We start from the raw sequence: 14233 nt of genomic DNA, 5'->3' as shown, positions 1-14233 counted from the left end.
CAGACCGTCACACCCGGGTTTAGCGTCCTCCCCCAGGTGACCGGCTCCCCACCGCCGCCCGGGCCAGGGGCGGCAGTCGGGCACCACCGCCGAGAAAGGTCCGGCGGCGGCCCGTTCCCCCTGTGCGGGCCGTCGCCGGACGCACCGCTCGTTCGGTCGCAGGAGTCCTACGGAAGGACGTGACGGTCCAGGTGGCAGCGCACCGCAAGCCCAGACAGCGCTCGCTCGGCGGGAACACGGCCCGGACGGCCGTCACCCTCGCCCTGGCGGGTGCGGCCACCGCGACGGCCTTCGACGGAACCGGCCACGCAGAGCCGCAGCTGACACCGACACAGGTGAAGGCCGAGGTGGACAAGCTGTACCAGGAGGCGGAGACCGCCACCGAGAAGTACAACGGCGCCAAGGAGAAGGCGGACACGGCCCAGCGGCGGCTGAACTCACTGCGGGACGAGACCGCCCGCAAGCAGGACAAGCTCAACGCGGCCCGCAACGCCCTGGGTTCGTACGCGGCGGCGCAGTACCGCGAGGGCGGGATCGACCCCGCCTGGCAGCTGGCCCTGTCCAGCGACCCCGACCGGTACCTGGACGGGGCCGCCTTCGCGGAGCGGGCCGGCGACCGGCAGGCCGGAGCGGTGACGCGGGTGCGCGAACAGCTGCGGGAGATCGAGCAGTTGCGCGGCGCCGCCCGGACCGATCTGAACGCGCTGCGGTCACGGCAGGCGGAGCTGAAGCGGCAGAAGAAGACCATCACCGGGAAACTGGCCCAGGCGCGCGAGCTGCTGGCCGGGCTCACTCCGGCGCAGCGGGCGCAGGTCACCGGCGACGGCACCGCGGCGGGGCACGCCTCGCGCTCGGCCCCGGACGCCCGGCCGGACCTGGAGCCGACGGGCTCCCCCGCCGCCCCCGGCTCCCGCGCGGCGGCGGCCGTCGCCTACGCCTACCAGAAGCTCGGCAGCCCCTATGTGTGGGGCGCGACCGGCCCGGACGCCTTCGACTGCTCGGGCCTGGTCCAGGCCGCCTACCGCTCCGCCGGTGTCTCCCTGCCGCGCACCACCTACGCCCAGATCAACGCGGGCCGGCGGATCTCCCGCTCGGAACTCCAGCCCGGTGACCTGGTGTTCTTCTACTCCGGCATCAGCCACGTGGGCCTCTACATCGGCAACGGCCAGATGATCCACGCCCCGAACCCCTCGGCACCGGTCCGGGTGGCCCCGATCGACCAGATGCCGTTCGCGGGGGCCACCCGGGTGGCGTGAGGGCGGCTGCCCGGCGCCGTCAGACCAGGCGGCGGGCCGTGGCCCAGCGGGTCAGCTCGTGGCGGTTGGACAGCTGGAGCTTGCGCAGCACCGCCGAGACATGGGACTCGACCGTCTTCACCGAGATGAACAGCTGCTTGGCGATCTCCTTGTAGGCGTAGCCCCGGGCGATCAGGCGCAGCACCTCCCGCTCACGCTGGGTGAGGCGGTCCAGGTCCTCGTCGACCGGCGGCGCATCGGTGGAGGCGAAGGCGTCCAGGACGAACCCGGCCAGGCGCGGGGAGAAGACGGCGTCCCCCTCCTGGACCCGGAAGATCGAGTCGACCAGGTCGGTGCCGGTGATGGTCTTGGTGACATAGCCGCGGGCACCGCCGCGGATCACACCGATGACGTCCTCGGCCGCGTCCGACACGGACAGCGCGAGGAAGCGCACCGGCTGCTCGGCGTCCGCCATCAACCCGGCGCACCGGCGCAGCACTTCGACCCCGCCGCCGCCCGGCAGGTGGACGTCGAGGAGGACCACCTCGGGCCGGGTCGCGGTGATGACCGTGACCGCCTGGTCGACGTCGGCGGCCTCGCCGACCACCTCCACTCCGGTCTCGGCGGTCTGACCGATCTCGGCCTGCACCCCGGTGCGGAACATGCGGTGGTCGTCGACGAGCACCACGCGCACATGCCGCTCCCCGGCGGGGCCGGACCCGGCCGGCTCCGCCGCTCCCGCCGTACCGTTCGCCTCGGTCGCGTCGCTCATGACGTCTTCTCCGCCCTCTCCATCTCCAGCTCGACCTCCGTGCCGCCGCCCGGCACCGCCCGCAGCCGGGCCGTGCCGCCGTTGCGTTCCATACGGCCGATGATCGATTCTCTAACGCCCATGCGGTCGGCGGGTATCGAGTCGAGGTCGAAGCCCGGGCCGCGGTCACGGACGGACACGAAGACCGTCCTTCCCTCGACTTCGGCATAGACCTGCACGGCACCGCCGTCGCCACCGTACTTGGCGGCGTTGACCATGGCTTCGCGCGCGGCCTGCATCTGTGCGGCGGTCCTCTCGTCCAGCCGGCAGTCGCCGACCACGACCACCTCTATGGGCACGCCGTGCTTGTCCTCGACCTCGGCCGCGCTGCGCCGCACCGCCTCGGCGACCGTGTCCGGCTCGTCGGCCTCGTCCTTGCCGGTTCCTTCCGGCTTGTACAGCCAGGTGCGCAGGTCCCGCTCCTGGGCGCGGGCGAGGCGCCGGACCTCGCCCGCGTTGTCGGCGTTGCGCTGGATCAGGGTGAGGGTGTGCAGCACGGAGTCGTGGACGTGGGCGGCGACCTCGGCGCGCTCCTGGGCGCGGATGCGCATCAGGCGTTCCTCGGACAGGTCCTGGGTCATGCGGACCAGGTAGGGGCCGGCGAGCAGCGTGATGCCGACGAGGACGACCAGCGCGGCCTGGAGGACCGCGCCGAGGTGGGCGGCCGAGCCCTGCATGACGAAGATGGCGGAGACGCCGGCGGTGACCAGCAGGACGCCGGCGCCCGCGCGCAGCAGGGTGAGGGTGCGGCGCCGGCTGCCGACCTCGACCCAGCGGGCGCGGCGGGCGTTGTCCGCCTGGCGCCAGACGAGGGCGACACCGGCCGCGACCAGGACGGAGGGCAGCAGATACGCCTTGGCCGCACTGGTCAGGTTGATGCTGCCGACGAAGACCATGGACACGATGACCATGAGGAGCAGGGCGACGATCTGGCCCTTGTCCGGCTTGCGGGCCAGCAGTCTGCGGCGGCCCTCCGGCGAGGTCGCGGTGCCCGCCGGCGGCTGCGGCTTCTGGTCGCCGACGCCGCCGACGCCGAGCGGCACGAAGAACCAGAACGCGGCGTACAGCAGCGCGCCGAGTCCGTTCGCCATGAACAGGCCGACGAAGGCGAGCCGTACCCAGATCACGGGCAGCCCGAGGTGCCCGGCGAGGCCCCGCGCCACTCCGCCGAGCCAGCGTCCGTCGCTGCTGCGGTAGAGCTTGCGCGGCGGCCGCGGGTCGTCGAGGGGCAGGGCTGCGGCTTCCGGCATGCCATCGATGGTCACATGGCCGCGGGCGCGGAGCATCAGGGTCTGCCCCCTAGACTCCCCTGATCTTCGAGCCGGGCGTTCGAACCGGCCCGCCGGCCGGGTGTCGGACGCCTCCCCGCGTCTCTCGGGGCCGATCTCAGGGTTCGCCCAGGGTCATCCCGACTGCCGTCGCGGCGGCCGGGCCGTCACCATGGACGCATGACGGATCACGAGCACGCCGCGACGGGTCCGGGACCCGGCCCCGGCCCGCGCCCGGCCCCGGGCACCGGACCGACGGATGCCGCGCCCGCCGCGACGGGAGGAACGGGAACGGCAGGAGAGAGGGAAGGGACGGAAGCGACGCGGGACCAGGACACCGCCGGGGAGCCGGAGACCGCCGACGGCGTCCTCCGGTTCCGGCGCGACCGCCGGCACAAGATGATCGCCGGGGTGTGCGCCGGGCTCGGGCGGCAGACGGACATGGACCCGGTGATCTTCCGGATCACCCTGGCCGTGCTGTCCGCGACCGGCGGCATCGGTCTCATCTTCTACGGCTTCGCCTGGCTGCTGGTGCCGTACGAGGAGGAAGAGGAGAACGAGGTCCGCAGGCTGCTGACGGGCCGGGTCGACGGCCAGGCGCTGGCCGCCGTGCTCTTCGCCCTGGTCGGCTGCGGGATCTTCCTGACCATGCTGAAGAACGGCGGGGTGCTGACCTTCGCCGTGGTGCTCTCCCTGCTGCTGGCCGGCGCCGGGTACTGGTCGCGGCGGCGCGGTGCCGCCGACCCCGATCCGCTCGCCGCGCAGGCGGCCGCCGACGCCCCGCCGGAGGCACAGGCGCCGCCGGTCGTCACCACCTACCCGTCCTGGTGGCGGGACCCGATCGTCAAGGACGGCAGCCATGTCGGCGGCACCGGCTACCTCTGGGGCCCCGGGGACGTCCGCGACCCCAACTCGTCCGTGGACGCCGGCATCGCCATCCCCTGGCCCCACAACGGCTCGGCGCACCCGCAGCGCACCGCGCCCCCGAGACCACGCGGCCCGCGCTGGATCGGCGGCTGGATATTCCTGCTCGCCCTGCTGGCCGGGGGCGTGGGCACCGGGTTGACCTGGGACACGCACCCGCTGGGCACCAGCCTGCAGGCCGGCCTCGCCTGCGCGCTCGTCGTCTTCGGTCTGGGCATCACGCTCAGCGCCTTCCTGGGGCGGACGGGGGCCGGCTCGGTGTTCCTGGCGATCGTCACGGCGGCGCTGCTCGCCGGGGCCACGGCTCTGCCCAAGGACATCACGACCCACTGGCGGCAGACGTCCTGGAAGCCGGCCGCGACGGCGGACGTGCGGTCCTCGTACAGCCTCGGCACCGGTGTCGGCACGCTGGACCTGACCCGGGTGCACCCGGCGAAGGGGCAGACGGTGGCCACGGACGCCGAGGTGGGAGCGGGGCAGCTGAAGGTGGTCGTGCCGGCGGACGCGAGCGTGCGGATGAGCGTCGACGTGGGGGTGGGCGACATCCGGTTGCCCGGCGAGAACGGGAAGGACGTGGACGTGCAGCCCGGTAGGCACAGGACCGTGACGCTGTCGCCGGTCAAGGACGGCAAGGGCGGCAAGGACGCCGGGACACTGCGGCTCGATCTGCGGGTGGGCGTCGGAGAGGTGGAGGTCAGCCGTGCTGCGTCATGAGTTCCAGCCCGGGAAGCTGGTCGCCGGTCTCTCCCTCACCGCCGCCGGCGCCGTCTACGCCGGTGACGCGGCGGACCTGTGGAACACGCCCCCGTTCATGGCCGTTCCGCTGGTGGCGGGCGGCCTCGTCCTCGCCGGTGTCACGGCGGCGGTGACCCGGGGCATCCGCAGACGGCGCGGCGCCGAGAGCGGCCGGGGGGCTCAGCGGTAGCCGCCGCCCGCCCGTTGCCGTCGGCGGGCGCGCCAGGCCGCGTCCAGGGAGAGGTAGGGCGCTCCGGCGAGGACCAGGGGCAGCCAGGCCATCAGGTAGGCGAGGTCGTTGCCGTAGTAGTAGGGGGTCGTGGCCCAGCTGACGGTCAGCCACAGGCTGAGCGAGATCAGCGCGCCGCCGAGGGCGGCCAGCCGGGCCAGCAGGCCGACCAGGGTGCCGATGCCGACGGCCAGCTCGCCCAGGGCGATGGCGTAGCCGAACCCGGCCGGGCTCTTCAGGGCCATGTCGATCAGGGCGGGAACGGCCGCGGAGTCGCGGGCGGCGCGCATGATGTCGCCGACCGAGCCGGCACCGCCGGACTTCATGAACGCGCTGTCGGTGAGCTTGTCCAGGCCGGCGTAGATGAAGGTGACCCCGAGGAAGATCCGGAGCGGAAGGAGGGCGTAGCGGGTGGCCGTGTCCCGCCAGTCGCCGCGGTTCGGATAGGACGTCTGCGTGTCCGTCCGCATGCCGTGAGTCATCGCCGTTGGCCGCCTCTCACCCGCCGTGCGCCTACCCCTCACTCGACGATACGCACGACGAACGGGAACGGTTCAATCCTCTCCGGACGTTTTCCGGATTTCGGTTCCCCGTCCCCGGGAGGGACGCCGCGCGTTCTCACTCCGTCACGTGGACTGTGCACCGGTTGGTCGCCACCCCGGCCGCCGTGACCACCTGTACCTCCACGGAGCCGGGCTCCACCTCGGCCGGGACCGGGACGGTCAGCACGGTGTCCGTGGGATTGCGGAAGCCGCCGGGAACCGGGACCAGAGGGACGTGGACGTCCACCGCGCCGATGCGCACGACCATGCGGGAGAGGCGGTCGGCCCCGTGGGCGCCGGGTGGGACGAAGCCGGTGCCGCGGATCTCGATGTCGTCGCCGGTGCGGATCGGTCCGTCCAGGTCGCCGGGCTCACGGGCGCGGACCACGGAAAGGATCACCGGACGGCCGCCCTCGGCGTACTTGCCGGCCAGATAGGTCGCGGCCGAGATCAGCACGACCACGGCGAGACCCCAGGGCAGGTCGGGCAGTTGGTCGGGGCGGCGGGCCAGCCGTACCGCGGCGAAGGCCAGGGCGACGGCGCTGACGACGACGTACTGGATGTCCGCGAAGGCGCCCCGGCCGGAGTCGTCGGTCAGCAGGTCGGCGGCGCGCGGCCGGTGGGCCGGCACCTTCTGCAGCCGCAGACCGATGATGCGCAGGCCGACGACCCGGCGGACCAGCACGGCGATGCCGCACACGACGGCGAGGACGGTCACCACGCCCGCCCCGCGCGCGAGGTCGAGGCCGGAGAGCAGCGCGTCGCGTGCGGCGTGGTCGGAGGCGGCGGCCAGGCGGCCCGCCAGCAGCAGCACCGCGTAGACGACGAACAGCACCCAGCAGGCGGCCACCGTACGGGAGGTGGACATCCGGTTGTCCTCGCCGATGACGGGGGCCAGGACGCCGCCGCGTGCCCGGTGGAACCAGGAGGCGGCGGTCAGGGCGGCCGCGACGACGAGCGCGGCGAGCAGTGCGGCCGTACGGGCGCCGGTCCAGCCCGCGCCGACCGCGGTGAGCGACTCTGCGAGCAGCAGGGCGACGACAGCGCCCCACACCGCGCACGCCGTGCGCAGCCACAGCCGGGCGAGCCAGGCCCCGCCCGCCGCCCGGCCCCGTTCGGCGACGGCCTCCGCCTGTTCGGTCAGCTCCGCGGAGACCCACTGGCGGGAGGCGGACGCCGAGTGCGCCACGCCCGTCGGCAGGCCCTGCCCCGCCGATGCCCCTCGCGGGCCCCGTGCGGACAGTCCCCGCAGGCGCAGCCGCCTCCGTGCGCCCCTTCGGCACCCGTTGCCGCGCCCTGTCTCGCCTCCTGCACCGCCACGCCCGACGCCCGCCTTCCCCTCGCCCCGGGACACGGCCGACGGCCCCCTCTGCGGGCCGCCCCACCGCCGTGCAACTCCCCTGTGTCGAGAGCGAATTGTGCCCTACGCAGGGGCGTTCCGGCCCCACTCTCCAGGTCCATAAGAGTGAAGTTCGGGCCACCGAGTTGACCCGGCTGCGAGAATCTCCCCATGGCCGAGATCATCCAGCGGGACGGCACCTGGGCGTTCGACGGCAGCACGATCCGGATCACCCCCGGACTCCACCGTTCCGTACCGCTGTTCCGGCAGACGTACGGGGAGATCGCCGTGCCGCTGGAAGCGGTGTCCGGCGTCGGCTACGAACCCCAGCGGGGGCGCGGCCGGCTGCGGATGCGGCTGCGCGAGGGCGCCGACCCGCTGCTGCAGGCCACCGGCGGGCGGCTGCCGGAGGCGGCCGACCCCTACCGGCTGACCGTGGACGCGGACCGCGGCGGGGTCGCCGAGTTCGTCGCCGAGGAGATCCGGCACGCACTGCTGCTCGACCAGGTCCCCAAGGAGCCCACGGCGGCCTACCTCCTGCCGGGTCCGCCGGTGCCGGTCTCGGTGCGCTCCTCCGACGGCACGGTCTCCTTCGACGGCGCGCAGGTGCGCGTCGACTGGGCCGACACCTCCGACCGGGTCAAGCGCGCGACCGGCCCACGGATCATCGGCCTCGGCGACCTGGTCCAGGTCGAGTGGCTGCCCAACTCCGGCTACGAGGACGGCTTCCTCAGGTTCGTGACCCGGGAGACGGCGTTCTCCAAGCTGCCGCCGGAGCGGGATCCCTACACCCTCGACCTGTGGGGCAGCGTCCGGCGCGACCTGCTGACCGCGCTGGTCGCCGCGGCCGTCACCGCCCGGCTGCCGCATCCCGCCACCCGCACCGGCGAAGCGATCACGCAGCGGGACCGGCCGCCGGCCACCGGTCCGGCGCGGGCCGACCACCACGACGTGCTGCTGCGCCGGCTGCGGGAGCTGGGCGAGCTGCACCGCGACGGGGTGCTCACGGACGAGGAGTTCGCGCGGACGAAGGCCACCGTCCTGCGGGGCTTCTAGCGGGGCTTCTAGCTGAGCAGATCCGGCTCGCTGCGGCTGATGTCCTGCCACAGCGGCTGGTAGTTGATCCAGCCCACCAGGTCGCCGCCGAGCTGTTCACGGGTGGCCACGGCCTGCTTGTGGTCGATCAGGACGGGCCGGCCGGCCGCCTTCGCCATCAGCTGGACCTGACAGGACCGCTCCAGCGACATGAACCACCAGGCCGCGGCGTCCACCGAGTCCCCGACGGTCAGCAGCCCGTGGTTGCGCAGCACGAGCGCCTTGCGGGAGCCGAGGGCCGTCGCGATACGGCGGCCCTCGTCGGCGTCGACGGTGACGCCGGTGTAGCCGTCGTAGAGCGCCACGTCCTCGTAGAAGGCGCAGCTCTCCTGGGTGATCGGGTCGATCAGGTCGCCGAGCGCGGCGACGGCCCGGCCGTGCACGGAGTGGCAGTGGGCGACGGCGACGACGTCGGGGCGGGCGGCGTGGACCTGGGCGTGCACGGTGAACGCGGCCTGGTTGACGTGGTAGCGGCCCTCGACGACCTGCCCGTCCTGGTTGGCGAGGACGAGGTCGCCGACGGTGACGTGCTTGAACGGCATCCCGAACGGGTTGACCCAGAAGCAGTCGCTGAACTCGGGGTCGCGCGCGGTTATGTGGCCGGACACCCCGTCCTCGAATCCGGCGCGCCCGAAGATCCGCAGGGCGCCCGCGAGCCGCTCCTTGCGGTGCCGGCGCTCGTCCTCGACCGAGTCGTGCATCGGCGGCATGGCGAACTGCAGCTGGTCGGTGGGCAGCGGCAGGGGCGGGGTCGGCCCGTGCATAGATCCTCCAGCGTGGGGAGTGCTGTACGGGCCGGAAGTTACCGCCGGTCAGCGCAAAAGGGCAGAGCTGTTTTGTAAAGATGACGTACGCAGCGAATACACGACAGAGGATGTCCGGTTTGCCGGTGAGACTGGCACGTATGAACTGGGCAGCCTTCAGCACCGCAGCACCCGATCTGGCAGCGCTCGCCGAGGAGCGCTTCGGCGGTTACCGGCACCACGTCCTCGCGACGCTGCGCAGGGACGGGTCCCCGCGCACGTCCGGCCTGGAGGTCCGGTTCCTGGGCGGTGAGCTGTGGCTCGGCATGATGCCGCGCTCCCTGAAGGCCCTCGACCTGCTGCGTGACCCGCGCTTCGCGCTCCAGGCGAACCCGGGCGCCGACGTGGGCAGCGGGGACGTGCGGATCGGTGGCCGGGCGTTCGAGGTCGAGGACGGCGCGGCCAGGGCGGCATACGTCGAAGAGGTGGAACCGCCGCAGCCGTTCCACCTCTTCCGCACCGAGCTGACGGAGGTCGTACGGACCTACGTCGAGGACGAGAAGTACCTGGTCACCCAGGTCTGGAAGCCCGGAGAGCCGGTGCGAGCCCTCAAGCGGACATGATCCTCAGAAGCGGGACTACTCCCACTCGATGGTGCCCGGCGGCTTCGACGTCACGTCGAGGACGACCCGGTTGACGTCCCGGACCTCGTTGGTGATCCGGGTCGAGATGCGGGCGAGGACCTCGTACGGCAGACGCGACCAGTCGGCGGTCATGGCGTCCTCGGAGGACACCGGGCGCAGCACGATCGGGTGGCCGTAGGTGCGGCCGTCGCCCTGGACGCCGACCGAGCGGACGTCCGCGAGCAGGACCACCGGGCACTGCCAGATGTCCCGGTCCAGGCCGGCCGCCGTCAGCTCCTCGCGGGCGATGGCGTCGGCGTCCCGGAGCAGGTCCAGGCGCTCCTTGGTGACCTCGCCGACGATACGGATGCCGAGGCCGGGGCCCGGGAAGGGCTGGCGCTGGACGATCTCCTCCGGCAGGCCCAGCTCCTGGCCGACCATGCGGACCTCGTCCTTGAAGAGCTTGCGGAGCGGCTCGATGAGCTTGAACTCCAGGTCCTCGGGCAGGCCGCCGACGTTGTGGTGCGACTTGATGTTGGCGGTGCCGGTGCCGCCGCCGGACTCGACGACGTCCGGGTACAGGGTGCCCTGGACCAGGAACTCCACGGCCGGGCCCTCGTCGGCGATGATCTCGGCCTGCGCCTGCTCGAAGACGCGGATGAACTCGCGGCCGATGATCTTCCGCTTCTCCTCGGGCTCGCTGACACCCTTGAGCGCGGTCAGGAAGCGCTCCTCGGCGTCCACGACGACCAGCTTGACGCCGGTCGCGGCCACGAAGTCCTTCTCGACCTGCTCGGTCTCGCCCTTGCGCATCAGACCGTGGTCGACGTAGACGCAGGTCAGCTGGTCGCCGATGGCGCGGGCGACGAGGGCGGCGGCGACAGCGGAGTCCACGCCGCCGGACAGACCGCAGATCGCGCGCTTGTCGCCGACCTGCTCGCGGATCGCGGCGACCTGCTCCTCGATCACGTTGCCCGTGGTCCAGGACGGGGTCAGGCCCGCGCCGCGGTAGAGGAAGTGCTCCAGCACCTGCTGGCCGTGCGTGGAGTGCATGACCTCGGGGTGGTACTGGACGCCGTAGAGCTGCTTCTCGTCGTTCTCGAAGGCGGCGACCGGGACGACGTCCGTGGACGCGGTGACGGTGAAGCCCTCGGGGGCGGCGGAGCAGGCGTCGCCGTGCGACATCCACACGTGCTGCTCGGCCGGGGTGCCCTCGAAGAGGGTGGAGGACGTGCGGGAGACATGCAGGTCGGTACGGCCGTACTCACGGGCGCCGGTGTTGTCGACGGTGCCGCCGAGGACCTCTGCCATGAGCTGGAAGCCGTAGCACATGCCGAAGACGGGGACGCCGGCCTCGAAGAGTTCGCGGCCCAGACGGGGGGCGCCCTCCTCGTACACGGACGAGGGGCCGCCGGAGAGGATGATCGCCGCGGGGTTCTTGGCGAGCATGTCCTGGACCGGCATGGTGCTCGGCACGATCTCGCTGTAGACCCGCGCCTCGCGGACACGGCGGGCGATGAGCTGGGCGTACTGCGCGCCGAAGTCGACGACCAGGACGGTGTCGGGGGTGGCGGCAGCGGGAGTCGCTGATGACACGGGGTGCCTTCCGGCGGTCTGGGCGGGGGTCTGTGTCTCCGATTCTAACTGGGGTGCCGACGGGACAGCTCCCGTCGGCCGGGGGGCTCCGCCCGGACCGGCCGTGCAGAAAAGCGCCGTGGCATACTGGCCCCATGCGCAAGCACTCGACCTTCGTCTTTACCTATGGCACCCGGCCCGCCGGCTGCCATGGTCGTGCTGCTTGAGCTGAACGCCAAGCGACTTCCCAGGCGCCCCGGGCCGACAAGGCCCGGGGCGCCTGTCGTTTTCCGGGTTCTGTCGTTCCGGGGCATCCGTCAGTCACCTCACGAGGAGCCCCCATCATGAGCATCGCGGCCACGCCCAGTGCGGACCGGACCATCGCCGACGCCCGCGAGCGCATCGACGCGCTCGACGACCGGATCATCGGGCTCATCCAGGAGCGGATGGCCGTGTCCACCGTCGTCCAGCAGACCCGCATCGCCTCCGGCGGCCGGCGGGTGAACCTCTCCCGCGAGATGGAGATCCTCGGCCGCTACCGCGAGGCCCTCGGCAAGCCGGGCACCGCCCTCGCGATGACGCTGCTGGAGCTGTGCCGGGGTCGCATCTGAGTTCGGTCCCGCTCTCACCCGTACGGCGCGTGACCGGCCCACGGACCGCTTCGTTGATCCCGGTGTCCGTGCCAGCCAGGGGCGGGCCCGACAGAACCACGCGTGGCTCGCTGGAGCGATGAGGTGTACGGGTCGTGCCGTGCACCGTGGGACCTCGCTCCAGAGAAGTGACCGGACGGCAGGGGACAGCAGCCCGGTCACCCAAGAGAACGGTCGGCTCCGGGGACGCCCGGGGCCGACCGGCGGAAAATTGCAAAAATGCACCAGTGCCGGGTCAAACGGTTGCGGATGCCTCGCTCATCCAGCACGATGCGTAGAAAGCCCCCCAAGTCCCCTCGCAGACAACGGCATTGCCCCATCCCCGCCTGTCCGCCCGGGGTCGAGACCACAGGAGAGGTGGCGCAACCCCCCGGCGCCGCCCCCCAGGCACCGGCGCCGCCCTGACGTCGGTGCTGACGAAAGAGGGCCCCGCGGCTCAAGCCCGCGGGGCCCTTTCGTCATGCCCGCACACCCGTCACGCCCACCCCACCCCCCTCACGCGTGACTCACGTCACATAAATATCGCGTGAGGTGGCACAACCGTTCAGGCCACTCGCTGATCAAACCTGCTACCGGATCAAGAAGACGGTAAGAGCGAGGGACCTGCGTTCGGAGGGGGATGCAGGTCCCTCGGTGCTTTCTCCGGTCCGGCTACTTCTTCGGCGGCACCGCCGGGATCCCCAGGAACGGCAGCTTCAGCGCACCGAACGCGTCCGCCGGGACCGCGGGGGTGCGCGGCTCCACCGGCTTCAGGCGTTCGTACGCCGCTCCCTGCGCCGGACGCGGATCCTCCTCGCCCTTGTTCGGCCAGTACGACATGGCCCGCTCGGCCTGCGCGGTGATCGTCAGCGACGGGTTGACGCCCAGGTTCGCCGAGACCGCGGCGCCGTCCACGACCGAGATGCCGGGGTGGCCGTACAGCCGGTGGTACGGGTCGATCACGCCCGTCTCCGGGGAGGCGCCGATGGGGCAGCCACCCAGGAAGTGCGCGGTCAGCGGGGTGCCCATCAGCTCGCCGACGTTGCTGCCCGCGAAGCCGTTGATCTCGGTGGCGAGGGCCGAGGCGGCCTCGGAGGCGGCCTTGATCTGCTTGGGGTTCGGCGCGCCGTGGCCCTGCCGGGCCGTGAGCAGGCCCTTGCCGACGCCGTCGGGCTTCAGGTACGTGGTCAGCGAGTTGTCCAGGGACTGCATCACCAGGCCGATGATGGTCCGCTCCGACCAGCGCCGGTTGGACAGGGAACGGGCGACCAGCACGGGGTGGCGGGCCGCGTTCGCGAGCCAGGCCAGGACGCGCGAGGAGCCCTCGGCGTAGGGGACCTGCAGGATCGACAGGCCGCCCATCGAGTTGGAGCCCTTGCCGTAGCGGACGGGCTCGATGTGGGTGTTCTCGTCGGGGTGGATGGAGGACGTGATGGCGACACCGCGGGTGAAGTCGGCCCTCGCCTCTCCGGTCGCCCTGCGGTAGCGGCGGTTGTCCGTCTGCGCGCCGACCAGCGCCTCGGAGTTGGTGCGGGTCAGATCGCCGAGGCGGGCGGAGAGGTAGGGGAGCTGGCCGCCGGACCTCATGCGGTGCAGCAGGGTCTGGGTGCCGTACGTGCCGGCCGCGATCACGACCCGCCGCGCGGTGAAGAGCCGTCCCTTGCCCTTCTTCTTCTGGTCCGTCGGCAGCGTCGCCACCGCGTAGCCGCCCCGCGAGTCGTCGGTGACGGACACGACCGTCGTCATGGGGTGGACCACCGCACCCGCCTTCTCGGCGAGGTACAGGTAGTTCTCGTTCAGGGTGTTCTTCGCGCCGTGCCGGCAGCCGGTCATGCACTCGCCGCACTCGGTGCAGGCCTTGCGGGACGGGCCCGCCCCGCCGAAGTACGGGTCGTCGACCTGCCCGCCCGGACTCGCCTTCGCCGTCCCGTCGGCGTCCTTGCCGTCGCCGAAGAACACGCCGACCGGCGCCATGTGGAAGGTGTCGCCGACGCCCATCCGCTGTGCCGCCGCCTTCAGGTGCACGTCGGAGGGGGTCATGGTGGGGTTGAGCCGGACGCCGAGCATGCGCCGCGCCTGGTCGTAGTACGGCTTCAGCTCCTCCTGCCAGTCGGTGATGTCCTTCCACTGCGGGTCGTCGAAGAAGGCCTTCGGCGGCACGTAGAGGGTGTTGGCGTAGTTGAGCGAGCCGCCGCCCACCCCGGCGCCCGCCAGCACCATCACGTTGCCCAGCAGGTGGATGCGCTGGATGCCGAACATGCCGAACCTGGGGGCCCAGAGGTAGTTCTTCAGGTCCCACGAGTTCTTCGGGAGGGTGTCGCGGGCGAAGCGGCGGCCGGCCTCCAGGACGCCCACCTTGTAGCCCTTCTCGGTCAGGCGCAGGGCGGTCACCGAGCCGCCGAACCCCGAGCCCACGACGATGACGTCGTAGTCGTACCCGTCCTCGTCCCGGGTCTGGACAGACTTCTCCTGCGACACGTGCTCT

General features: G+C 72.3%; 12 protein-coding genes and 1 pseudogene. 6 read left to right on the top strand and 7 right to left on the bottom strand.

What is annotated here, in order from left to right:
- Positions 1-191 precede the first annotated feature (191 nt).
- The gene (locus AC07DS_RS05860; RefSeq protein WP_479143551.1) at positions 192-1256 is read left to right on the top strand and encodes a C40 family peptidase; all 1065 of its coding nucleotides are present in this window, start codon (positions 192-194) and stop codon (positions 1254-1256) included.
- 19 nt (positions 1257-1275) lie between these two features.
- Here AC07DS_RS05860 and AC07DS_RS05855 read toward each other — a convergent pair whose 3' ends face one another.
- Together AC07DS_RS05855 and AC07DS_RS05850 are read right to left on the bottom strand one after the other, a co-directional pair.
- Positions 1276-2007: a LuxR C-terminal-related transcriptional regulator gene (locus AC07DS_RS05855; protein ID WP_145879605.1), complete on the bottom strand. Its 732-nt coding sequence runs from the start codon at positions 2005-2007 to the stop codon at positions 1276-1278.
- Positions 2004-3296, bottom strand: a complete 1293-nt coding sequence (locus AC07DS_RS05850; RefSeq protein ID WP_145879603.1) for an ATP-binding protein — start codon at positions 3294-3296, stop codon at positions 2004-2006. The genes AC07DS_RS05855 and AC07DS_RS05850 overlap by 4 nt, the downstream gene beginning before the upstream one ends.
- Positions 3297-3494: 198 nt before the next feature.
- Here AC07DS_RS05850 and AC07DS_RS05845 point away from each other — a divergent pair, with 198 nt between their 5' ends.
- Both AC07DS_RS05845 and AC07DS_RS05840 read left to right on the top strand, forming a co-directional pair.
- On the top strand, positions 3495-4952 hold the full coding sequence (locus tag AC07DS_RS05845) for a PspC domain-containing protein (RefSeq protein ID WP_479143024.1): 1458 nt from the start codon (positions 3495-3497) through the stop codon (positions 4950-4952).
- Positions 4939-5163 carry a hypothetical protein gene (locus AC07DS_RS05840; RefSeq protein ID WP_479143023.1) on the top strand — a complete coding sequence of 75 codons (225 nt, stop codon included), beginning with the start codon at positions 4939-4941 and terminating at the stop codon, positions 5161-5163. The genes AC07DS_RS05845 and AC07DS_RS05840 overlap by 14 nt, the downstream gene beginning before the upstream one ends.
- Here the strand turns inward: AC07DS_RS05840 and AC07DS_RS05835 are convergent.
- Together AC07DS_RS05835 and AC07DS_RS05830 are read right to left on the bottom strand one after the other, a co-directional pair.
- Complete coding sequence (locus AC07DS_RS05835; RefSeq protein WP_479143021.1) at positions 5154-5672, bottom strand: DoxX family protein; 519 nt, start codon at positions 5670-5672, stop codon at positions 5154-5156. The two genes, AC07DS_RS05840 and AC07DS_RS05835, sit on opposite strands and share 10 nt — an antisense overlap.
- 148 nt (positions 5673-5820) lie before the next feature.
- A pseudogene (locus AC07DS_RS05830) lies at positions 5821-7064 on the bottom strand (hypothetical protein).
- Between the two features lie 190 nt (positions 7065-7254).
- Between AC07DS_RS05830 and AC07DS_RS05825 the strand changes: the two are divergent.
- Complete coding sequence (locus AC07DS_RS05825; RefSeq protein WP_479143019.1) at positions 7255-8139, top strand: DUF4429 domain-containing protein; 885 nt, start codon at positions 7255-7257, stop codon at positions 8137-8139.
- A gap of 8 nt (positions 8140-8147) precedes the next feature.
- On the opposite strand, the gene AC07DS_RS05820 is transcribed toward AC07DS_RS05825, so the two are convergent.
- Positions 8148-8942, bottom strand: a complete 795-nt coding sequence (locus tag AC07DS_RS05820) for a class II aldolase/adducin family protein (RefSeq protein WP_479143017.1) — start codon at positions 8940-8942, stop codon at positions 8148-8150.
- A 140-nt stretch (positions 8943-9082) separates the two neighbouring features.
- On the opposite strand from AC07DS_RS05820, the gene AC07DS_RS05815 reads away from it, so the two are divergent.
- The gene (locus AC07DS_RS05815; protein ID WP_479143015.1) at positions 9083-9544 is read left to right on the top strand and encodes a pyridoxamine 5'-phosphate oxidase family protein; all 462 of its coding nucleotides are present in this window, start codon (positions 9083-9085) and stop codon (positions 9542-9544) included.
- Positions 9545-9559: 15 nt separating this feature from the next.
- On the opposite strand, the gene guaA is transcribed toward AC07DS_RS05815, so the two are convergent.
- Entirely contained in the window at positions 9560-11140 is a 1581-nt protein-coding gene (gene guaA, locus AC07DS_RS05810; protein WP_479143012.1) for a glutamine-hydrolyzing GMP synthase, read from the bottom strand.
- A gap of 323 nt (positions 11141-11463) precedes the next feature.
- Here guaA and AC07DS_RS05805 point away from each other — a divergent pair, with 323 nt between their 5' ends.
- A complete protein-coding gene (locus AC07DS_RS05805) occupies positions 11464-11730 on the top strand; it encodes a chorismate mutase (RefSeq protein ID WP_479143010.1) in 267 nt (88 codons plus the stop codon).
- 690 nt (positions 11731-12420) lie between these two features.
- Here the strand turns inward: AC07DS_RS05805 and AC07DS_RS05800 are convergent.
- Positions 12421-14226: a GMC family oxidoreductase N-terminal domain-containing protein gene (locus tag AC07DS_RS05800; RefSeq protein WP_479143008.1), complete on the bottom strand. Its 1806-nt coding sequence runs from the start codon at positions 14224-14226 to the stop codon at positions 12421-12423.
- Between the last annotated feature and the right edge of the window lie 7 nt (positions 14227-14233).

The sequence above is a fragment of the Streptomyces sp. NPDC044064 genome (assembly GCF_056434245.1).
Note: the sequence above shows the minus strand (reverse complement) of the source record. Positions and strands in the feature narration are given on the sequence as shown.